At 73.0% G+C, this 20,953-nt stretch carries 16 protein-coding genes; 9 read left to right on the top strand and 7 right to left on the bottom strand.

Annotation, left to right across the window (positions count from 1 at the left end):
• Positions 1–77: 77 nt before the first annotated feature.
• Positions 78–1,433: an SWIM zinc finger family protein gene (locus ABEA82_RS07930; RefSeq protein ID WP_345660667.1), complete on the bottom strand. Its 1,356-nt coding sequence runs from the start codon at positions 1,431–1,433 to the stop codon at positions 78–80.
• A gap of 145 nt (positions 1,434–1,578) precedes the next feature.
• Between ABEA82_RS07930 and ABEA82_RS07925 the strand changes: the two genes are divergently transcribed.
• From ABEA82_RS07925 to sucD, 6 genes are all read left to right on the top strand, one after another.
• The gene (locus ABEA82_RS07925) at positions 1,579–2,709 is read left to right on the top strand and encodes an ATP-binding protein (protein WP_345660666.1); all 1,131 of its coding nucleotides are present in this window, start codon (positions 1,579–1,581) and stop codon (positions 2,707–2,709) included.
• A gap of 97 nt (positions 2,710–2,806) precedes the next feature.
• Positions 2,807–5,290 (top strand): DUF5682 family protein, encoded by a 2,484-nt coding sequence (locus tag ABEA82_RS07920; protein WP_345660665.1) that lies wholly within the window; start codon positions 2,807–2,809, stop codon positions 5,288–5,290.
• Between the two features lie 142 nt (positions 5,291–5,432).
• Positions 5,433–6,605, top strand: coding sequence for a VWA domain-containing protein (locus ABEA82_RS07915; RefSeq protein ID WP_345660664.1), 1,173 nt, complete (start codon positions 5,433–5,435; stop codon positions 6,603–6,605).
• Positions 6,606–6,829: 224 nt separating this feature from the next.
• Positions 6,830–7,984 (top strand): hypothetical protein, encoded by a 1,155-nt coding sequence (locus ABEA82_RS07910; RefSeq protein WP_345660663.1) that lies wholly within the window; start codon positions 6,830–6,832, stop codon positions 7,982–7,984.
• 544 nt (positions 7,985–8,528) lie between these two features.
• The gene (gene sucC / locus ABEA82_RS07905) at positions 8,529–9,710 is read left to right on the top strand and encodes an ADP-forming succinate--CoA ligase subunit beta (protein ID WP_003992458.1); all 1,182 of its coding nucleotides are present in this window, start codon (positions 8,529–8,531) and stop codon (positions 9,708–9,710) included.
• Positions 9,711–9,731: 21 nt separating this feature from the next.
• Complete coding sequence (sucD, locus tag ABEA82_RS07900; RefSeq protein ID WP_345660662.1) at positions 9,732–10,616, top strand: succinate--CoA ligase subunit alpha; 885 nt, start codon at positions 9,732–9,734, stop codon at positions 10,614–10,616.
• Between the two features lie 94 nt (positions 10,617–10,710).
• Here sucD and ABEA82_RS07895 read toward each other — a convergent pair whose 3' ends face one another.
• On the bottom strand, positions 10,711–11,829 hold the full coding sequence (locus tag ABEA82_RS07895; RefSeq protein ID WP_345660661.1) for a helix-turn-helix domain-containing protein: 1,119 nt from the start codon (positions 11,827–11,829) through the stop codon (positions 10,711–10,713).
• Between the two features lie 96 nt (positions 11,830–11,925).
• Here ABEA82_RS07895 and ABEA82_RS07890 point away from each other — a divergent pair, with 96 nt between their 5' ends.
• A complete protein-coding gene (locus ABEA82_RS07890) occupies positions 11,926–13,611 on the top strand; it encodes a cell division protein PerM (RefSeq protein WP_345660660.1) in 1,686 nt (561 codons plus the stop codon).
• A 16-nt stretch (positions 13,612–13,627) separates the two neighbouring features.
• Here the strand turns inward: ABEA82_RS07890 and ABEA82_RS07885 are convergent, their stop codons facing one another.
• Positions 13,628–14,431 carry a hypothetical protein gene (locus ABEA82_RS07885; protein ID WP_345660659.1) on the bottom strand — a complete coding sequence of 268 codons (804 nt, stop codon included), beginning with the start codon at positions 14,429–14,431 and terminating at the stop codon, positions 13,628–13,630.
• Positions 14,432–14,758: 327 nt separating this feature from the next.
• Between ABEA82_RS07885 and purN the strand changes: the two genes are divergently transcribed.
• Together purN and purH are read left to right on the top strand one after the other, a co-directional pair.
• Positions 14,759–15,397 (top strand): phosphoribosylglycinamide formyltransferase, encoded by a 639-nt coding sequence (gene purN / locus ABEA82_RS07880; RefSeq protein ID WP_345660658.1) that lies wholly within the window; start codon positions 14,759–14,761, stop codon positions 15,395–15,397.
• Positions 15,394–16,956, top strand: coding sequence for a bifunctional phosphoribosylaminoimidazolecarboxamide formyltransferase/IMP cyclohydrolase (gene purH / locus ABEA82_RS07875; protein ID WP_345660657.1), 1,563 nt, complete (start codon positions 15,394–15,396; stop codon positions 16,954–16,956). The genes purN and purH overlap by 4 nt, the downstream gene beginning before the upstream one ends.
• Positions 16,957–17,045: 89 nt before the next feature.
• On the opposite strand, the gene ABEA82_RS07870 is transcribed toward purH, so the two are convergent.
• From ABEA82_RS07870 to ABEA82_RS07855, 4 genes are all read right to left on the bottom strand, one after another.
• Positions 17,046–17,654 (bottom strand): ALF repeat-containing protein, encoded by a 609-nt coding sequence (locus ABEA82_RS07870; RefSeq protein WP_345660656.1) that lies wholly within the window; start codon positions 17,652–17,654, stop codon positions 17,046–17,048.
• Between the two features lie 129 nt (positions 17,655–17,783).
• A complete protein-coding gene (locus tag ABEA82_RS07865) occupies positions 17,784–19,346 on the bottom strand; it encodes a serine/threonine protein kinase (protein ID WP_345660655.1) in 1,563 nt (520 codons plus the stop codon).
• Positions 19,343–20,089, bottom strand: a complete 747-nt coding sequence (locus tag ABEA82_RS07860; protein ID WP_345660654.1) for an FHA domain-containing protein — start codon at positions 20,087–20,089, stop codon at positions 19,343–19,345. The genes ABEA82_RS07865 and ABEA82_RS07860 overlap by 4 nt, the downstream gene beginning before the upstream one ends.
• A 132-nt stretch (positions 20,090–20,221) precedes the next feature.
• The gene (locus ABEA82_RS07855) at positions 20,222–20,812 is read right to left on the bottom strand and encodes a hypothetical protein (protein WP_345660653.1); all 591 of its coding nucleotides are present in this window, start codon (positions 20,810–20,812) and stop codon (positions 20,222–20,224) included.
• Positions 20,813–20,953: the final 141 nt, after the last annotated feature.

Here is a 20,953-nt window from a genome sequence, read left to right as displayed (position 1 = left end):
GCCTGAAAGATGCGTGCATTCGTGAGAAGTGCGGGTTGGGTCGAAGGGGCGGGAGCGCCGCCGTCGGCGGCACGTGCTCAGCACAGCCCGACCGCCTCGCCCGGGCCCTCGGGCCAGGCCGTCAGCGGGGTGAAACCCTGGTGGCCGCATTCGCCGAAGACCCTGACCGGGGCGCCGCCCGACAGGGAGACGAGCCGCCACAGACCGGGCCGGGTCCGCGCGGCCGGTGTGAGCGGCAGCGCCGCGTCCCCGTCGGCGTCCGCCAGCTGCCATGAGTCGCCGTCCGGGGTGGGCACGACCCGGTCCAGCGTCACCGGGACCGACTCCAGCCACGGATCGTCGCGCAGGGCGTCGCCGTAACGGGCCACCGCCTGGGACGTCGTCACACCTGGCGGCCGTGTCTGCGCCGGTGCCGGCGGCGAGAACTGTTCGCCCAACGCCACTCGCAACTGCCCGGCCCCCGGAAAGGAGGACACCTCGGCCTCCAGGGCCAGGCCCACCGGAAGCGCCAGCTCCGGGGCGCGGCCTGCGGCGCCGTAGGAGAGGAGCAGCACCGTGCGGTGGGAGTCGGCGCCGTACAGCCAGATCCGGCGGGTCGTCAGGCGCGTGTCCGCCGTGTCGTACTGGGCGAGCACCAGCCAGCGGTCCCGCAGCGGCGGGCCGTCCGCGGAGGCCGGCAGGCCGATCCGGGAACGGACCGTGGCGGCAAGGCCCTCCGGCAGCCGCTCGCGGCGCAGCCAGCCCTGGCCGAGCAGATGCAGCAGCGCGCACTCCTCCAGCAGCCGCACCGGCCAGCCCGGACCCGTGGACGGGATGGCACCCAACTCCCGTACCCGGCCGGCCAGGCCCTGCGCCTGCGCGTCGACCATCCGGGCCGCCGTCTCCTCCCAGAGGCCGTACCCGGACTGCTCCGCCGTCGCCAGACCGCCGCGCAGCAGATCAGCCAGGCGCTGCTCCAGCTCCACCGCGCCCGCCGTGACCCGCTCGGCACGGCGCTCCGCCCGGCGCAACGCCGCCTCCGGATCAGCGGACCCGGACGGCGAACCCGGACTCTCCCCGGACCTCTTCTCCTCCGCGCGCTTGCGCCGCCCCGCTATCCACTGGCCGGCCCACTCCGGCGCCTCCCCCCGCGGCACCGCTCCGTCGCCGCCGGCCCAGAGCAGCAGCAGGCCGAGGGCGTGCTTGCACGGGAACTTGCGGCTCGGACAACTGCACTTGTACGCGGGCCCCGAGGCGTCCGCGATGTCGACGACCGTCTGATACGGCTTGCTTCCGCTGCCCTTGCACAGCCCCCACACCGTCCCCTCGTCGGAACTCCCCGCCTCGGACCACGGCCCCGCCGCGCCGAGTTTGCTTCCCGCTTTGCGTGACGCGGTGTCAGGCGCCAGTGCCAGCACCTGGTCCGCGGTCCAGCGCACCCCCTGCTGAGTCATGTCACCGAAGGTAGATCCCACCACTGACAATCGGGTCCACGAGCCGTCCCGGCAAAGAGTTTTCGCAGGTCAGAACGCATTGTCAGTGGTGTGGTGCAACGTGGATGCCAGATCCGAACCGGCTGAGCTGGAGGGGGACTTTGCCATGACTGTGTCCGTTGAGCCGACGTCCGTCGAAGCGGGGGAGACGGAATCGACCCAGACGTTGCGACCGCACGCCGAGGACGCCTTCGCCGGTGAACTCGCCGCGCTGGCCGCCCAGGACGACCGTCCGCGCCCGGCCCGCTGGAAGCTGTCGCCGTGGGCCGTCGCCACGTACCTGCTCGGCGGCACGCTGCCGGACGGCACGGTGATCACACCGAAGTACGTGGGCCCGCGCCGCATCGTCGAGGTCGCCGTCACCACGCTCGCCACCGACCGCGCCCTGCTCCTGCTCGGCGTGCCCGGCACGGCCAAGACCTGGGTGTCCGAGCATCTGGCCGCGGCGGTCAGCGGTGACTCCACGCTGCTGGTGCAGGGCACCGCAGGCACACCGGAAGAGGCGATCCGGTACGGCTGGAACTACGCACGGCTGCTCGCCCACGGCCCGAGCCGTGACGCCCTCGTGCCCAGCCCCGTCATGCGGGCCATGGCCGACGGCATGACGGCCCGCGTCGAGGAACTGACCCGTATCCCGGCGGACGTGCAGGACACGCTCATCACGATCCTGTCCGAGAAGACGCTGCCGATACCGGAGCTGGGCCAGGAGGTGCAGGCGGTCCGCGGCTTCAACCTGATCGCCACCGCCAACGACCGGGACCGCGGGGTCAACGACCTGTCCAGCGCACTGCGCCGGCGCTTCAACACGGTGGTGCTGCCCCTGCCGGAGAGCCCCGAGGCCGAGGTCGACATCGTCTCGCGCCGTGTCGACCAGATCGGCCGGTCCCTCGACCTGCCGGCCGCGCCCGACGGCCTCGACGAGATCCGCCGTGTGGTCACGGTCTTCCGTGAGCTGCGCGACGGCGTCACCGGCGACGGCCGGACGAAGCTGAAGTCGCCCAGCGGCACGCTGTCCACGGCCGAGGCGATCTCCGTCGTCACCAACGGGCTCGCCCTGGCGGCCCACTTCGGTGACGGCGTGCTGCGGCCGAGCGATGTCGCCGCGGGCATTCTCGGCGCGGTGGTCCGCGACCCGGCGGCGGACCGGGTGATCTGGCAGGAGTACCTGGAGACGGTCGTCCGTGAGCGGGACGGCTGGAAGGACTTCTACCGGGCCTGCCGGGAGGTGAGCGTGTGAGCGACAGGGGGCGGGGGGCCTTGGGCGGCGGGACGGCGGTTGCTGCTGACGGGCTCGGCTGGGACGTCGAGGACGAGAGGGGGAGGGAGTGACGAGCGTGGCAAGTGCTGTGGGCCGGGGGGCCGGAGCGGGGCCGTTGCTGCTCGGGGTGCGGCATCACGGGCCGGGGTCGGCGCGGGCCGTGCGGGCGGCGCTGGAGGAGGCCCGGCCGCGGGTCGTGCTGATCGAGGGGCCGCCGGAGGCCGATGCGCTGGTTCCGCTCGCCGCGGACGAGGAGATGCGGCCGCCGGTCGCCCTGCTCGCCCATGCGGTGGACGAACCCGGCCGCTCGGCGTTCTGGCCGCTGGCGGAGTTCTCCCCGGAGTGGGTCGCCGTCCGCTGGGCCCTGGAGCACGACGTCCCGGCCCGCTTCATCGACCTGCCGGCCACGCACACGCTGGCCTGGGGGAGACAGCAGGACGAGGCGGGCGTGGCGGGCGAACGTCCACTGGACGCCGATGCCGACGCAGCCAAGGCCGACACCGCAGCCGACGCCGACACTGCCGAGGCCGACTCCGCGTGCGACACCGCACCCGACCCCATTCCGCATTCCGCACCCGACCCCACTCCCGATTCCGCCCCCGACCCCGACGACGTGCGGATCGACCCGCTCGGCGTGCTGGCGCAGACCGCTGGTTACGACGACCCGGAGCGGTGGTGGGAGGACGTCGTGGAGCACCGGGGCGCGGGAAAGGGGGACGCACTCGCGCCGTTCACCGTGCTGGAGGAGGCCATGGCGGCCCTGCGGGAGACCTACGGCAGCGGGGGACATGACCGGGACCTGGTGCGGGAGGCCTACATGCGGCTCCAGGTGCGGGCCGCGCAGCGCGAGTTCGAGGGCGGTGTGGCCGTCGTCTGCGGGGCCTGGCACGTGCCCGCACTGCGGCAGAAGACCACCGTCGCCGCCGACAGGGCGCTGCTGAAGGGGCTGGCCAAGGTCAAGACGGACATGACCTGGGTGCCGTGGACCCACCGCAGGCTGTCCCGGACCAGCGGGTACGGAGCCGGCATCGAATCGCCGGGCTGGTACGGGCACTTGTTCAGCGCCCCGGACCGGCCGGTCGAGCGGTGGATGACGAAGGTGGCGGGGCTGCTGCGCGCCGAGGACCGGATCGTCTCCTCCGCACACGTCATCGAGGCCGTGCGGCTGGCCGAGACGCTCGCCGCGATGCGCGGCCGTCCGCTGCCCGGCCTGAGCGAGACGACCGACGCGGTGCGGGCGGTGATGTGCGAGGGCTCGGACATACCGCTGGCGCTGGTGCGGGACCGGCTGGTCGTGGGGGACGTGCTGGGGGAGGTGCCGTCGGCGGCACCGGCGGTCCCGTTGCAGCGGGACCTCGCCCGCCTCCAGCGCCGCCTGCGGCTGAAACCCGAGGCGTTGGAACGGGAACTGGAGCTCGACCTGCGCAAGGAGACCGACGCCGCCCGCAGCGGGCTGCTGCACCGGCTGCGGCTGCTCGGGATCGCCTGGGGCGAACCTGCCGCCTCGCGGGGCAGCACGGGCACGTTCCGGGAGACATGGCGGCTGCGCTGGGAGCCCGAGCTGTCCGTGCGGGTCGCCGAGGCCGGGGTGTGGGGGACGACCGTCGTGTCGGCCGCGACCGCGAAGGCCGAGGCGGACGCGGTCGCCGCGCAGGGCCTCGCCGACGTCACCGCGCTCGCCGAGCGCTGCCTGCTGGCCGAACTGCCCGAGGCGCTGCCCACGGTGATGCGGGTCCTCGCCGAACGGGCGGCCCTCGATACGGACGTCGGCCACCTCGCCCAGGCGCTGCCGGCGCTGGTCCGCTCCCTGCGCTACGGCGATGTGCGCGGCACGGACACTGGAGCTCTGGGCGAGGTCGCCGCGGGGCTGGCCGAGCGGGTCTTCGTCGGCCTGCCCCCGGCGTGCGCCGCGCTCGACGCGGACGCGGCGGAGGAGATGCGGCGTCATGTCGACGCCGTGCACGGGGCCGTGGGGCTTCTGGGGGATGCCCCCGCGGCGGCCCAGGGGCGTCTGAGAACCCGGTGGCAGTCGGTGCTGCGTGTGCTGTGTGCGCGGGAGACCGTGCCCGGTGTGATCCGGGGGCGGGCCGTGCGGCTCCTGCTCGACGACGGGGAGCTGGCGCAGGAGGAGGCGGCGCGGCTCATGGGGCTCGTCCTCTCCCCGGGCACGCCGCCCGCGGACGCCGCCGCGTGGATCGAGGGCTTCGTCGGAGGAGGCTCCGGCGGCGGGATGCTCCTGGTCCACGACGAGCGGCTGCTCGGGCTGGTCGACACGTGGCTGACCGGGGTGCCGGCGGAGGCGTTCACGGACGTGCTGCCCCTGCTGCGGCGGACCTTCTCGGCGTACGAGCCCGGAGTGCGCCGCACCCTCGGCGAACTGGTCCGGCGTGGACCGGCGGCCGGGGGCGGTGCGGCACCGGCCGGCTCCGGCATACCCGGCTTCGCGGCAGACCTCGACCAGGAGCGCGCGGACGCCGTGCTGCCGGTCGTGCGGCTGCTGCTCGGACTGGACGAGGCGGCGGGGACAGCGGGCGAGGAATTGGCGGGGGTTACCGGATGACGACCGATGGACCGAGGAAAGCGGCGACGAGGATGGCGGCGGCGGAGGGCGCCGTCAGGAACCAACCCGGAGCGGAAGGCCAGCCGACCACGACCGTGCCGGTGATCCCGCTGTGGGAACGGCTGAGCAGGGGAGGACGCGGATGACGCCCGAGGCGGTGGGGACGGACCCGGCGCAGGAGCGCTTGCGGCGGTGGCGGCTCGTGCTCGGCGGTGACGCGGCGGACGGCACCGGCTGCACCCTGTCGGGGCGGGACGCGGCGATGGACGGGGCGCTCACCGCCCTCTACGGCAAGGGGGACAACAAGTCGCCGGGCAGCCGGGACCGTTCGGCGGGACTCGGGGCGTCGGCGCCGTCCGTGGCGCGCTGGCTCGGGGACATCAGGACGTACTTCCCGTCCTCCGTCGTACAGGTCATGCAGCGGGACGCCATCGACCGGCTCGGTCTCGCCACGCTGCTGCTGGAACCGGAGATGCTGGAGGCCGTGGAGGCCGACGTGCATCTCGTCGGGACGCTGCTGTCGCTCAACAAGGCGATGCCGGAGACGACGAAGGAGACGGCACGGGCCGTCGTGCGCAAGGTCGTCGAGGATCTCGAGAAGCGGCTCGCCACCCGCACCCGGGCCACCCTCACCGGCGCCCTCGACCGCAGTGCGCGGATCAACCGGCCCCGCCACCACGACATCGACTGGAACCGCACCATCGCGGCCAACCTCAAGCACTACCTGCCCGAGTACCGAACGATCGTGCCGGAGCGGCTCATCGGGTACGGGCGGGCGACCCAGTCCACGAAGAAGGAGGTCATCCTCTGTATCGACCAGTCGGGATCCATGGCGGCATCGGTCGTGTACGCATCGGTGTTCGGAGCGGTGCTCGCCTCGATGCGGACGATCTCCACGCGACTCGTCGTCTTCGACACGGCGGTCGTCGACCTCACGGACCAGCTCGACGACCCCGTCGACGTCCTGTTCGGGACGCAGTTGGGCGGCGGCACGGACATCAACCGGGCGCTCGCCTACTGCCAGTCGCAGATCACCCGGCCCGCGGAGACGGTGGTCGTGCTCATCAGCGACCTCTACGAGGGCGGGATCCGGAACGAGATGCTCAAGCGGGTCTCGGCGATGAAGGCGTCGGGGGTGCAGTTCGTGACGCTGCTGGCGCTCTCGGACGAGGGGGCGCCGGCCTACGACAGGGAGCACGCGGCCGCGCTCGCCGCCCTGGGGGCTCCGGCGTTCGCCTGTACGCCCGACCTGTTTCCGGAGGTGATGGCGGCGGCGATCGAGAAGCGGCCGCTGCCGATACCGGACGCGGCGTGACGAGCCGAAGAGGCGTCGTCGTCCGACTCGAGGGCAGCAAAACGGACATGACGGCCCATCGGTTCGCAAGGGCTTGCGCAACCGGCGCACTCCCGTGCGAGGATCGGCGCCTGCTCGGCGGTGCGTCGTGCTGCGCCGGGCAGTATCGCGGTGGGCCGACGCGTTGCTCGTAACGTGTGGAGCGTTCCGCGCTTGTTCCGTCGCACGGGAAGAAGCTCCCCCTCTTGACCTGGTCAGCAGCCCTGCCCGGTGCCGCGTTGCGCATGCTGCGCACTGCGGCCGGGCGGCGTGCCCTCCAAGTGGTGCTGCTGGTGGGCGGGGTGCTCGTCATCGGGCTGCTGTGCGGCGAGCGGGCGTCCGCGGCGGACGGCGTGCGGGGACTGACGGACAGGGCGGTGCGGCGGGTCGTCAGCGACCAGCGGTCCCCGGCCCGGCCCGAGGCGCATGCCCCGGTCGACCGGCGCGGGCCGTCAGATGTCCGGCCCGTCTCCGAGCGGGGCGGCAGTGGTCACCGTCCGGGGGCCGTGGGGCAACGGGTCGTACGGGTGGTCGCTGAGGCCGGTGACGCGGGGGAGGCTGTGAGCCGGGGGTTGGGAGAGGCGCCGACCAAGGAACTCTCGTCGCCCTCCCCGTCGCAGCTGCCCAAGCCACCGACGCACCCAGCCCCGTCCGATCCGCCCGCGCTGTCCGACCCGCCGGTACTGCCCAAGCTGCCGACGCTGTCCGACCCGCCGGGCCTCCCCAAGCTGCCGGTATTGCCTGGCCCGTCGGCTCTGCCCGACCCGCCGTCGCTGCCCAAGCCGCCGTCCCTCGTCGAGCTTCCTGCGTTGCCCGGCCTCCTGCCCGCGCCTCCCACGGCTGAGGCCCTTCTCCCCGGAGAAGGCCCTCTCCCCGGCCGGCCTGATCGCCCGGCCGTCCCTCTCCCGGCCCCGGTCACGTACGACCCGGCCCCGGGCCGGGTGGCGACACCGTCAGCCGACGCGCCCGCGTCGGCCGACCCGGCCACCGCGGCGGAAGCCGCCGATGCCGGGACGGAGGCCATGGCACACGGCGCCGTGCACCGTCCCGCCCGCACCGGCGGCGCACACCGCGTGCACTTCGCAGACCCCGACAGACGGGCACACGACGCCGCCCCGCCCGCACAGCCGTCCGCCGCCCACGTCGCGCACGCCCCGGGCGCCCCCGGGCACCCCGACCGCCCCGACGGCATGCTCGGCAACCGGGCCACCGTCGACAACGGCACCCCCCGCCACGGCGACGCGCACGCCGTCACCCTGAGCCTGCGCGTGCCGCTCAGGCTCGTCCCCGATGCCGTGGCCCGCTCCCACGCGGCCGGCACCCGGGACAGCCACCGGGACGTCCCCCTCTTCCCCGGCTAGCGCGGACGGACCGCCGTTCCCCGCCGCCGACGGCAGCGGCACCGGCACTCGCGAAACCCCTGATCCACCACCGAAGGGTGCCCACCGCACCCTCACCCCACCGACTCCGCGAGCCATCGGCCCAGGGCGATCGAAAGCCGTCGGTCGTCCGAGGCCAAGACCTCGTGGATCGGGCCGGTTGGTCCCCATTGGGGTGGGGACCAACTGACCCACGCCCCGAAGAGCAGGGCCCGGAACCGGACCTTCGTGCTCCTTCGGGGGTGTTCGGCGGGCCTCACCGGGTCAACCCCAGCCCGGTGAGGCCCCTCACTCCAGGCACGCCGTGCCGGAGAGCGCGGCATCATGTGACAGGTATCACCGCTCAGGTGTGACCCTCGATTTAGGGGCCTCCTGCAAGCAGCGATAACCTGCGAGACGGACATGCCGCGCGCTCGGACACCGTGTGCGCCTCCCTTGTGACTGACAGACGGCGGACGTCACGTTGCCCTCGCGGCACGCCCACGCAGACAACGAACCGCGAGATCACTGATAGGGACGGAAGCGCGTGGACCTGTTCGAGTACCAGGCGAGGGACCTCTTCGCCAAGCACGATGTACCGGTGCTGGCCGGTGAAGTCATCGACACGCCTGAGGCGGCCCGCGCAGCCACCGAGCGCCTCGGTGGCAAGTCCGTCGTCAAGGCCCAGGTGAAGGTCGGCGGCCGTGGCAAGGCCGGTGGCGTGAAGCTCGCCGCCACCACCGACGAGGCCGTCGAGCATGCGACCAACATCCTCGGCATGGACATCAAGGGCCACACGGTCCACAAGGTGATGATCGCCGAGACGGCTCCGGAGATCCTGGAGGAGTACTACGTCTCCTTCCTCCTGGACCGTGCCAACCGCACCTTCCTCTCCATCGCCTCCGTCGAGGGCGGCATGGAGATCGAGGAGGTGGCGGCCACCCGTCCGGAGGCCGTCGCCAAGATCGCCATCGACGCGATCGACGGTGTCGACAAGGCCAAGGCCCAGGAGATCGTCGCCGCCGCCAAGTTCCCGGCCGAGGTCGCGGACAAGGTCGCCGACGTCCTGATCAAGCTGTGGGACACCTTCGTCAAGTCGGACGCCCTCCTCGTCGAGGTCAACCCGCTCGCGAAGGTCGCCTCCGGTGACGTCATCGCCCTCGACGGCAAGGTGTCGCTCGACGAGAACGCCGAGTTCCGCCACCCCGAGTACGAGGAGCTCCACGACAAGGAGGCCGCCAACCCGCTCGAGGCGGCCGCCAAGGCCAAGGGCCTGAACTACGTGAAGCTCGAGGGCGAGGTCGGCATCATCGGCAACGGCGCGGGTCTCGTGATGAGCACCCTGGACGTCGTCGCGTACGCCGGTGAGGCCCACAAGAACGTCAAGCCCGCCAACTTCCTCGACATCGGCGGCGGCGCCTCCGCCGAGGTCATGGCGAACGGCCTGGAGATCATCCTCGGCGACCCGGACGTCAAGTCCGTCTTCGTCAACGTCTTCGGCGGCATCACCGCCTGCGACGCCGTCGCCAACGGCATCGTGCAGGCCCTGGAGCTCCTCGAGAGCAAGGGCGAGGAGGTCACCAAGCCCCTGGTCGTCCGTCTCGACGGCAACAACGCCGAGCTCGGCCGCCAGATCCTGGACGACCGCAACCACCCGCTCGTGCAGCGTGTGGACACCATGGACGGCGCGGCCGACAAGGCCGCCGAGCTGGCTGCTGCCGCGAAGTAAGGGACGAGGTCACACAACACCATGGCTATCTTCCTCACCAAGGAATCCAAGGTCATCGTCCAGGGCATGACCGGCTCCGAGGGCCAGAAGCACACCAAGCGCATGCTGGCTTCCGGCACCAACATCGTCGGTGGCGTGAACCCCCGCAAGGCGGGCACCAGCGTCGACTTCGACGGCACCGAGGTACCCGTCTTCGGCTCCGTCAAGGAGGCCATCGAGAAGACCGGTGCCGACGTCTCGGTCATCTTCGTCCCGGAGAAGTTCACCAAGGACGCGGTCGTCGAGGCCATCGACGCCGAGATCCCGCTCGCGGTCGTCATCACCGAGGGCATCGCGGTGCACGACACGGCGTCCTTCTGGGCCTACGCCGGCAAGAAGGGCAACAAGACCCGCATCATCGGTCCGAACTGCCCCGGCCTGATCACCCCCGGTCAGTCGAACGCCGGCATCATCCCGGCCGACATCACCAAGCCGGGCCGCATCGGCCTGGTCTCGAAGTCCGGCACGCTGACGTACCAGATGATGTACGAGCTGCGTGACATCGGCTTCTCCACCTGCGTCGGCATCGGCGGTGACCCGATCATCGGCACCACCCACATCGACGCGCTGAAGGCCTTCCAGGACGACCCCGACACCGACCTGATCGTCATGATCGGCGAGATCGGCGGCGACGCCGAGGAGCGGGCCGCGGCCTTCATCAAGGAGAACGTGACCAAGCCGGTCGTCGGCTACGTCGCGGGCTTCACGGCGCCCGAGGGCAAGACCATGGGCCACGCCGGTGCCATCGTCTCCGGCTCCTCCGGCACCGCGCAGGCGAAGAAGGAGGCCCTCGAGGCCGCCGGCGTCAAGGTCGGCAAGACGCCGACCGAGACGGCCAAGCTCGCGCGGGCCATTCTCGGCAACTGAGCACGGCCTCGCCGGCTGAGCGACTGCCTGAACCACTGGTGGGCCCGTCCCCTTCGAGGGGGCGGGCCCACCGCTGTCAGCGCACGGTCCGCCGTCAACGCGGCTGCGGCAGCAAGCGGTCCGGCCCGCGCTGCTGTTCCTTGCGGAGCTTCTTCCGCAGCCTCTGCTCCTTCTCCGACAGCGGCCCGGGTGCGACCCGCGGGGGCACGCCCTGAACGGTCTCCCCGGCCGGCACCGGGGGCTCGTAGCGGGCCGGGGCCGTGCGCACGGTGAGCACCGTGGTCGCGATCAGGGCCACCGTGAAGGCGATGGCGGCCCGGGTCCACAGGCGGGCCCGGCGTTCCCCGCTGCGCCGTACGACCAGCGGTTTGGCGGCCCGCAGCCGCTCGATGGAGGCCAGTTCGACGAGCCGCCAGTGCAGCACCTCCGGATCCGCCAGCTCCGGCAGTCGCTCGGCGACCGCCTCACGCGCGTGCACCAGCCGGTTCGCGGCCGCGCGGGTGCTGGCCTCCGTCTCCGCCGCGGTCTCCGGCAGGCCGAGACCGACTCCGTCGTACAGCAGCAGTGTGCGGCGGTACGAGGGCGGGAGCTTCAGCAGGGTGTCCATCAGTGCGCGGTCGAACGCGTCGGGGGGCGGTGGTTCGGGGTGCCGGTGGCGGAGGCGGAACCGGTGCCACGGCGAGAGGGCGCAGTCGTAGGCGACCGCGCGCACCCATCCCGCCGGGTCGCGATCGCGGGCCACCTCGGGCCACCGCTGCCAGGCGAGGTGAAAGGCACGCTCGACCGACTCCCGGGCCAGCTCGCGGCGGCCCGTCAGCAGGTAGGTCTGCCGGACGAGCGCGGGGGCGCAGAAGGAGTACAGCGCGTCGAAGGCCTGATCAGGGGTCAGGGCACCGGCGGCGTCGCCGTGCCGCCGCCGGCCCACGGCGCGGTCGCGGACCCAGCCACGACGCCGTCGTGCCGGACCGTCAGGGCCGGCGGCGGGGATGTGGGAGGCCGTCAGTTCCTTTTCCGCACCCAGTGAGTTCAGCAGCCTCGCGTACTTCTCCCCTTTCCGGCCGCGCGGTGTGGAGCGGCCGGTCTCCCATCCGCGCACCTTCTCGCTGGTGACACCCACCCGGGAGGCCAGCTGAGCCCGCGTCAACGAGGCGGCCTCGCGCAGGCGTCGGCGCTCGTCGGGCGGGGGGAGCGGGATGGCAGGGCTCTGCGTCACCGGGCGCCCCTCCGTGCGGAAAAGTACATAAACGTATATTGGGCGACACAACGGTGGTTCGTCTGTTACGACGTGAAAGCGCGTGTCGTTGGGAGCATGGCGGGCGTGATCGAGATGACCGCTCGCCGACGTTCGCCGTCGCCCCTGCTCACCCGATTGCGCGACCCTTCGCCCGGACTGGTCGACGCCCTCATGGGTGGTGCGTTCGCGGCGGGCCTGGGGCTCGCCTCGTTCGCCGTGCTCGTGTTGCTGCTGTGGATCAGCTCGCCCTACCCCGACAGCGGGCCGGGCGGTGCGATGCACGTCGCGGCGGCGCTGTGGCTGCTGGCGCACGGGGCCGAGCTGGTCCGCACCGACACGCTCTCCGGCGCCCCCACCCCCGTGGGCATCCCGCCCCTGCTGCTGCTCGCCCTGCCGGTCTGGCTGCTGCACCGGGCGGCGCGGGACACGGCCGACGGCGGGCGGGGGGACGCGGACGACGGCTTCGGCGAGGAGGCCGAGGCCGTCGCGGTGGTCCCGGGGCCGCCGCTGGTCCCCGCCCGCACGGCGTGGACGGGTGTCGTCCTCGGCTACGTCACCGTCGCCGCGCTCGCCGCCCTCTACGCCGCCGGCGGTGCGCTGCGGCCGTCGTGGGTCTGGGTGGCAGCGTGCGTCCCGCTGGTCGCCGTCGTGGCGGCGGGGACGGGCGTGTGGTCGGCGTACGGCCGTCCGGGCGGGCCGCTGCGGCCGCTGCTGGGCGTGCTGCCGACGGGCGTACGGCCGCTGGTCGTCGGCCCCGGCGGACGCCCGGGTGTCGCCGCCCGGGCCGCGGCGGCCGGGCTCGCGGCGCTCCTCGGGGGCGGCGTGATGCTGGTGGCGGTGTCGCTGGTGGGGCACGGTGCGGCGGCCCAGGGGGCGTGGCTGGGGCTGACGGAAGGGTGGTCGGGGCGGTTCGCCGTGCTGCTGCTGTGCGCGGCCCTGCTGCCGAACGCGGCGGTGTGGGGTGCCGCCTACGCCCTCGGCCCCGGCTTCGCCCTCGGCGCCGGTCACCTCGTCAGCCCGCTGTCCTCCGCCCCGGCGCCGCTCCTGCCCCCGTTTCCGCTGCTGGCGGCGGTGCCGGAGGCGGGCGAGGGGCGGCTGGTGCACTGGCTGGCCGGAGTCGTGCCGGTGGTCGCCGGGGTGGTCGTCGGCCGGGTGGTGGCGAAGGGGGCGGTCGCGGGGGAGCGCGGCGGGACGCGGCCCGGCGGCGGTCCGGGTGCCGTCTGGTCGCCGTGGCGCACCGCTCGGGCGGCCGGACTGGCCGCGGTGCTGTGCGCGGCCGTGCTCACCGGTCTCGCCGCGCTGTCGGGCGGGCCGCTCGGGGTCGCCGTACTGGCCCGCTTCGGGCCGGTGTGGTGGCAGGTCGGGGCGGCGGCGCTGGCCTGGCTGGTGCTGGTGGCGGTCCCGACGGCACTCGGAGTACGGGCCTGGCGGTGCCGGACGCCCCGGACAAAGGGGCCGGCCACGGGCCCGGGGCGGGAGGAGAAGAAGTCTGAGAGCGGCGTCCACCGCGGTGGGCGGCCCCGCGAGCGCTCACGCCTCGGCCGGGACCGGTTCGAACGCACCGGAACCGCCGGGGGCGGTGCCGCGACGACCGGCAGGGGCAGGGCACAGCGGACCTCGGACTCCCGGCCGGAGGAGCCCTACGCCCGGGACGACACCGACTTCGAACCGTACGACTTCCTGCCGTACGACCCGGGCCCCGAGTCGTACGGCTTCCTGCCCGCCCACGACGACGCCCAGGCCGAGCGGGACAGCCCCTGAGTGCGGCAAAGGCCCGTCAGTCGTTCGTCCCCAGCAGTCCCCGCAGCTCGTCCGGCAGCAGATGCGTGCAGGACTGCTTGGCCTCGTTGGTGAGGGCGTCGTTCGTGCAGGTGTAGTAGTCGCTGTAGACCAGCTGGGCCGTGAAGGTCGCGGCGACCAGGGCGATGGCCAGGGACGCCGTGACCAGGCCGCTCACCGCCGCCGTCGTCTGCGGACGGCCCTGCTGCTCGGGGGCGGGGGAGTCCGGGTCGGGCCTGCGGGGCTTGGCGCGCAGGGAGCTGATGCCCCAGTAGAGGGCGAGCGCGCCGAGCAGCAGCGCCACGTACGGCCAGCTGAACAGGGCGAAGAAGAAGGCCCACATGCCCGACAGCAGGGCGTAGCGCGCGCGGCGCTGGGCGGGGTCCGTCGGGTCCCAGCGCGGGTTCGAGCCTCCCTGCGGACCGCCCTGCCCCTCGGGGCCGCCGCGCGGGCGCTCACCGAAGCCGCCGGAGGAGCGGCCGGGCTGCCGGTCGCTCCACTGACCGCCCCACGGGGAGCGGCCGCCCGCGCCGTCACCTCGGGAGCCGTCGCCCCCCGCGCCGTCCTGCGAGTCCCTGCCCGACGGGTGCCGCGGCTGCCAGGGCCGGTCCGGGGTGCCCTCGGGCGGCGGGGCGAACGGGTTGTCCTCCTGGGAGCCGCGCCCTCGCCCGTCCCCGCTGTCGCCGCCGGACGGCGCGTCGGGCGGCGAGCTGGGGCGCTCCCGCAGCAGCACGGCGCCGCGCTTCCCTCCCTGTGCCGACAGCGGGGGGAACGTGAGGAGTCGCAGGCTGCGGTCCGGCATCAAGTGAGCGTCTTCCCGTTGGTGAGTAGGAACGAGTGGACTGGCGAGTGGACGGGACGGAAAGGTGTCGGATCCGGGTCCGTCACCTTCTGAACGCACCACATCCGGACGACGTTCCCGAACCGGCTCCGCCCAGACGCTACCTTCCGGCCGCGCCCCCGTCCCGTGGGGGCCGTCCGGAGTGCCGGTATCGTTGCTGACGGTCGGCCGGTTCGTAGGCTTCCCCGTATCCGGGGGCGCGAAGCATTCGTATGAATGCACAAACGCCACGCCACGCGCCAAGCGCCGGCCGCCCGGACAGACGCTCCCCCGAGAAAGGCCCCCACCGTGGCCGCCAAGCCCGTGGCCCCGCGCGCCAAGCGCCTCGTCGTGCTGGTCTCCGGATCCGGCACCAACCTGCAGTCGCTCCTCGACGAGATCACCGCCGTCGGCGCGCAGGCGTACGGGGCCGAGATCGTGGCCGTCGGCGCCGACCGCGAAGGCATCGAGGGGCTGGCCCGCGCCGAGCGCGCCGGACTGCCGACCTTCGTGCGGAAGGTCAAGGACTACGGCGGCCGCGAGGAGTGGGACGCCGCCCTCACCGAAGCCGTCGCCGCCCACGAACCCGACCTCGTCGTCTCCGCCGGGTTCATGAAGATCGTCGGCAAGGAGTTCCTCACGCGGTTCGGCGGGCGGTTCGTCAACACCCACCCCGCCCTGCTGCCCAGTTTCCCGGGAGCCCACGGCGTGCGGGACGCGCTCGCGTACGGCGCCAAGGTCACCGGCTGCACCGTCCACTTCGTCGACGACGGCGTCGACACCGGCCCGATCATCGCGCAGGGCGTGGTGGAGGTCCGGGACGAGGACGACGAGAGCGCTCTGCACGAGCGCATCAAGGACGTCGAGCGAAGGCTGCTCGTCGAGGTCGTGGGGCGGATCGCCCGCAACGGCTATCGCATTGAGGGACGAAAGGTAGTTATCCAGTGACCGCCGAGAGCAACAAGCGGCCCCTTCGCCGGGCGCTCGTCAGCGTCTACGACAAGACCGGGCTCGAGGAGCTCGCGCGCGGGCTCCACGAGGCCGGGGTCGAGCTCGTCTCCACCGGCTCCACCGCCGCGAAGATCGCCGCTGCCGGCGTCCCCGTCACCAAGGTCGAGGAGCTCACCGGCTTCCCCGAGTGCCTGGACGGCCGCGTCAAGACCCTGCACCCCCGGGTCCACGCGGGCATCCTCGCCGACCTGCGCCTGGACAGCCACCGCGAGCAGCTCGCCGAGCTGGGTGTCGAGCCGTTCGACCTCGTCGTCGTCAACCTCTACCCGTTCCGCGAGACCGTCGCCTCCGGCGCCTCGCCCGACGAGTGCGTGGAGCAGATCGACATCGGCGGGCCGTCGATGGTCCGGGCCGCCGCCAAGAACCACCCGTCGGTCGCGGTCGTCACCAGCCCGGCCCGGTACGCCGACGTGCTCAAGGCCGTCCAGGGCGGCGGCTTCGACCTCGCCACCCGCAAGCGGCTCGCCGCCGAGGCCTTCCAGCACACGGCCGCCTACGACGTCGCCGTCGCCTCCTGGTTCGCCTCCTCCTACGCGCCCGTGGACGAGTCGCGGTTCCCCGACTTCCTCGGCGCCACCTGGGAGCGCGAGCACACTCTGCGCTACGGCGAGAACCCGCACCAGCCCGCGGCCCTGTACGTGTCGGGCACCGGCGGCCTCGCCGAGGCCGAGCAGCTGCACGGCAAGGAGATGTCGTACAACAACTACACGGACACGGACGCCGCCCGCCGTGCCGCGTACGACCACACCGAGCCGGCCGTCGCGATCATCAAGCACGCCAACCCCTGCGGTATCGCGGTCGGTTCGGACGTGGCCGAGGCGCACCGCAAGGCCCACGCCTGTGACCCGCTGTCGGCGTTCGGCGGCGTGATCGCCGTCAACCGCCCGGTCAGCAAGGAGATGGCCGAGCAGGTCGCGGAGATCTTCACCGAGGTCATCGTCGCGCCGGACTACGAGGACGGCGCGCTGGAGGCCCTCACCAAGAAGAAGAACATCCGTGTGCTGCGCTGCCCCGAGGGGCCTTCGGCACCTGTCGAGATCAAGCCCATCGACGGCGGCGCGCTGCTCCAGGTGACCGACCGGCTCCAGGCCGACGGCGACGACCCGGCGAACTGGACGCTGGCGACCGGCGAGGCGCTGAGCGCCGCGGAGCTGAGCGAGCTGGCCTTCGCGTGGAAGGCCTGCCGGGCCGTCAAGTCCAACGCGATCCTGCTCGCCAAGGACGGTGCCTCGGTGGGTGTCGGCATGGGTCAGGTCAACCGCGTCGACTCCGCCAAGCTGGCCGTGGAGCGGGCGGGCGCCGAGCGCGCGCAGGGCTCCTACGCGGCTTCCGACGCCTTCTTCCCCTTCCCCGACGGCCTGGAGATCCTCACCGAGGCCGGTGTGAAGGCCGTGGTGCAGCCCGGCGGGTCGGTCCGCGACGAACTGGTCGTCGAGGCCGCGCAGAAGGCCGGCGTCACGATGTACTTCACGGGGACGCGCCACTTCTTCCACTGACGGCGTTCCGCTCAGGCGGAAGCGGGCCGGCGGTACCGCCGGCCCGCTCCGTACGTCTCAGCCGTCTCAGCCGTCAGCCGTCAGCCGTCTCAGCCGTCGACTTCGTAGCGCCCGACCTCCAGGAAGTACCGCAGTTCCTCCGGAGTGCCGTCGATGGCCTGCTCGGCGGCCGCGCGGAGCGCGTCGCTGATGGTCGGGTCGGCGAGGATGCGGGCGATGGCGACGCGGTCGTCCTCGGCCTGGGCGAGGCGGTGGCCGGTCTCCAGGAAGGCCCGCAGGGCTTCCGGGGTGTTCACGTCGAGGGCCTTGGTGGCTTCCCGCTTGACGCCCCGGCCGGAGTCCGGGTCGGCCAGGATGCGGACGATGGCGACACGGTCGTCCTCGGCCTGGGCGAGGCGGTAGCCCGTCTTCAGGAAGGCGCGCATGTCCTCCACGGTGCCGTCGAGGGCCTTGTTGGCCTCCCTGACGACGCCTCGGCCGCTGTCCTCGTCGGCGAGGATGCGGGCGATCGCGACACGCAGATCGTCCTCCGACATCTCGTCCACCGGCGTGCCGTCCGTCACCGCGGCGTCCGTCACCGCGGCGGCCGTCAGGGCCGGGGCCGAGGAGGCCGGGTCGGCGGCGACGGCCGGCGTGGCGACGAGGAGGGCCGGCGTCAGGGCGGCGGCGACTATCAGGGCACCGGCGGTGCGTCTCATATGTGAACCTGCCTTCAGCGAGGAGGAGTTCGGGACTCCCGTCGGCGCCGGGCGGATCCCCGGGCCGACGGTGCGGACATCCTCACATCTCGCGCCGCGCGGAGCAGCGCGTTTTCCGACCGCCGCCGGTCAGCCCCCGGGAACCGTGTACTCCTTGAGGTAGTGCGCCACGCGGTCGGCGTACGCGCGGGTCTGCGGGGGAATGCCGCCCGCCTTGTTCACCGTCTTGTACGACGTCCGGTAGGCGGTGGCGATCAGCACGCGGCGGTCACCGCGCGCCCCGGGCTCCAGGCGCGGGGCGATCCAGCACAGGTAGCGGCCCATCGCCGGGATGGACTCCGCGGGCGGGAAGGGTGGTTGGGGGACGGTCTCGCCGGGTGTGCCGTCCTCGTTCATCCACCAGCGCAGGACGCGCGGGGTCCAGCGGGCGATGCCGTACTCGTCGTTGGCGGGGTCGGAGAGGTCCGGGTCGAAGTCGCTCTCCACCTTCAGCATGGCGGCGATCAGGACCGGCGTGACATCCCGCTGGTCGCAGTCGTGCGCTGTCTCCACGATCAGCAGCCGGTAGGCGGGCGGGATGCCCCGGTCGGTGCGCAGCTCGGAGGCGCCGTAGTCGGCGGCGGAGACGTCCGCGGTCGCGCCGGAGCCACTGCCGCCGGGGGTGCCGTCGGCCCAGACGCTGATGCCGTAGGCGAGGGCGGCGAGGGCGGTGGCGGCGGACGCCGCGCCCACCGCGGCGAGAGTACGGCGGAAGCGACGGCGGGCCGGGTGCGGGAGAGGCAGCCGGAAGGGGCGGTGAGCGACGCCGGCGGCAGCCGACCGGACGCGGCGCAGCAGGGCGTCGCCGGCGATGCGGTCCTCGTGGGTGCGGGTCAGGCAGGCGGACGCGATCTGCCGCCACTCCTCGGGGAGTTCGGGCGACAGACGCAGTTCGTCGGTGCCGCGGGCGTAGGCGGCGGCCGCGTCGCGGCGGGCGGTCGGGGTGGCGCCGGGCAGCGGGAAGGTGTCCGTGAGGACCAGGTGGGCGAGGACGCCGAAGGCCCACACGTCGGCCGACGGGCGGATACGGCGTCCTCGTTCGCCGATCTCGGTCCACAGGAGCTCGGGCGGGGTGTAGTCGGGCGTGGAGAAGGCCGGTGTGTAGGCGTGGGTGCCCTCCAGCTCGGCCGCCATGTTGAAGTCGGCGAGGCGGACCGAACCGTCGGCCATCAGCAGCACGTTGGCCGGCTTCAGATCGCCGTGCACCCAGCCGGCCTCGTGCAACTGGGCCAGGCCCTCGCAGATCTGCGCGAGCAGCGCGGGGCCCGCCTCGGGCCGGGGCGTCGCGGCGAGCAGGGCGGACAGGGAGCCCTCGGCCCGCTCCAGGACGAGGACGGTGGCGCCGTCCAGCTCCGGGCGGTCCGGGTCGTCGACCGTCAGCGTCTCGTACATCCGCACCAGCCGCGGATGTCTCAGCCGCCGGTACAGCTCGACCTCGCGCTCGATCAGGTCCCGCAGATGGCTGAGCCGGCGCGGCGTGGCGGTGCCGGTGGGCAGGAACTTCAGGGCGGCCGTCGGGGGCAGCTCCGTGCTCTCCCCGACGCGCCGGGCCGCGTACACACTGCCGAACGCGCCGGTCGCGAGGGGCTCACGCACCTCCCAGACGCCGACCCGGTAGCCCTTCGGCACGGGCAGGGCGTAGGGCTCGGTCACCGGGTCTCCCCGCCCGGCGGGGCGGCCAGCACGGCCAGGTCGTCCTCGCGGACCAGGTCGAAGCGGAGCGCCAGGGAGACCAGGGACTCCTTCTTGCCGTTCAGCCGCGGGCCCGGGTCCGCGCTCTCCGGGCCGGGTTTGAGGCGCAGCTTCACGGCGAGGTAGTCGATGTTCCACTGGACCGACGTGCGGGACGCGGCCGGCCAGGCGGCGCGCAGCCGGTCCGCGACCTGGTCGACGGTCGGCACCGGGGCGTGCGGGGTGCCGCGCAGGCGGGGTTCGCACAGGGCCGCCAGGACCGCGAAGTAGCGCTTGCTGCGGTCGAGGGAGAAGGCCGGTGCGGTGGTGCTGCCGTCGAGGCCGCCCGTGCCGCTGAGGTAGTCGTGGCGCGGCGCCCACACCTGGAGTGTCAGCAGGTCACCGGCGGCGGGCAGCACGATCCGCGAGAACTCGAACGGGATCGGCGCGTCCAGCCGACCGGGCGCCACCTTGACGTGTTCGCCCGCGCCCTCCGGGTTCTCCACCACGTAGGTCTGTTCGCGGCTGAGGTTGCTGAGGATCCAGAAGGCGCCGTGCGCGGTGATCTCTCCGGCCCGCCGGGAGACGCCGTCGTGGGTGATGTGGAGGTCGTTGTCCTGCGCGGACCGGCCGAAGGTGAGGCGTTCGCCGGGCGCGAGTCTGATCTGGCGGCGGTTCGGTTCGTCCTCCGTGGTCGGCGGAGGTACCACGATGATGCTGTACAAGGTGCTCTCCCCGTGCCTGACAGCTACGGACGTCAGACTAGGGCGACGCACCAGGGCCGTGCCCCCCTCGTACGGGTGAGACACGGCCCTTGGGTGTGATTGGCGTGAACTGGTCCGGTCGCCGGGGTCCGTTCAGTACCTGGGGCGGTTGAACCAGGCCTTGCCGTTCGCGTTGCCGACGAACACCGCGACCAGGATGGCCAGGATGGTGTGCACCAGGCCGACGATGACGAACGGGTAGAGGCCGAGGACGGCCGTGATGATGGCGAAGACCAGGATGGTGACCCGGGCGCCGTTGCCGCCGTTCTTGAACTTCGTCGCCAGGACGGCCGCGAACACCAGCCAGGCCACGCCGAACACCACGTAGCCCCACAGCACACCGGTCGACTGGCCGACCAGGTCCTGGAAGGCGGTGTTGTCCTGGAGGGTCTCGTCGTCCTTCGCGGCGTTGAGGGCCACGGCGGCGAAGGCGAAGAGCACCACGCCGATGACCTGGAGGCCGACGATGACCCACATCATCACGCGGGCCGCGCCCACCGAGCCGGGCATCGTGGTCGGGGCGGCGGGGCCGGCGCCGTAGGGGGAGACGGGCGGGGCCTGCGGGTAGCCGTAACCGGGCGCCTGTCCCTGCTGCTGCGGGTAGCCGTAGCCCGGCTGCTGGGGCTGCTGCGGCTGCTGGCCCTGGGGCGCGCCGTAGGGGTTGTTCGGGTCGCCGTAGCTCATGGCGAACGTTCCTCCGTTGGGTTTTCTCTAGTGCGGGGACGACGCGGGGCATCCGCACGGAGGAGAGTTCTTAAGTTTGCGACCGTCCCCCCGTTGAACAGCACCGCGGCACTTGTCAGGTCATCGTTCTGCACCACTGAC

Origin of the sequence: Streptomyces venetus (genome assembly GCF_039540295.1) — a bacterium.
GTDB classification, from domain to species: Bacteria; Actinomycetota; Actinomycetes; order Streptomycetales; family Streptomycetaceae; genus Streptomyces; species Streptomyces venetus.
This window is presented reverse-complemented; position numbering and strand designations above follow the sequence as displayed.

Excerpts from the sequence above, each read along its gene's own strand:
- ABEA82_RS07930 (WP_345660667.1), bottom strand. The coding sequence starts at position 1,433 with ATGACTCAGCAGGGGGTGCGCTGGACCGCGGACCAGGTGCTGGCACTG.
- ABEA82_RS07925 (WP_345660666.1), top strand. The coding sequence starts at position 1,579 with ATGACTGTGTCCGTTGAGCCGACGTCCGTCGAAGCGGGGGAGACGGAA.
- ABEA82_RS07915 (WP_345660664.1), top strand. The coding sequence starts at position 5,433 with ATGACGCCCGAGGCGGTGGGGACGGACCCGGCGCAGGAGCGCTTGCGG.
- sucD (WP_345660662.1), top strand. The coding sequence starts at position 9,732 with ATGGCTATCTTCCTCACCAAGGAATCCAAGGTCATCGTCCAGGGCATG.
- ABEA82_RS07890 (WP_345660660.1), top strand. The coding sequence starts at position 11,926 with ATGGCGGGCGTGATCGAGATGACCGCTCGCCGACGTTCGCCGTCGCCC.
- ABEA82_RS07885 (WP_345660659.1), bottom strand. The coding sequence starts at position 14,431 with ATGCCGGACCGCAGCCTGCGACTCCTCACGTTCCCCCCGCTGTCGGCA.
- ABEA82_RS07870 (WP_345660656.1), bottom strand. The coding sequence starts at position 17,654 with ATGAGACGCACCGCCGGTGCCCTGATAGTCGCCGCCGCCCTGACGCCG.
- ABEA82_RS07855 (WP_345660653.1), bottom strand. The coding sequence starts at position 20,812 with ATGAGCTACGGCGACCCGAACAACCCCTACGGCGCGCCCCAGGGCCAG.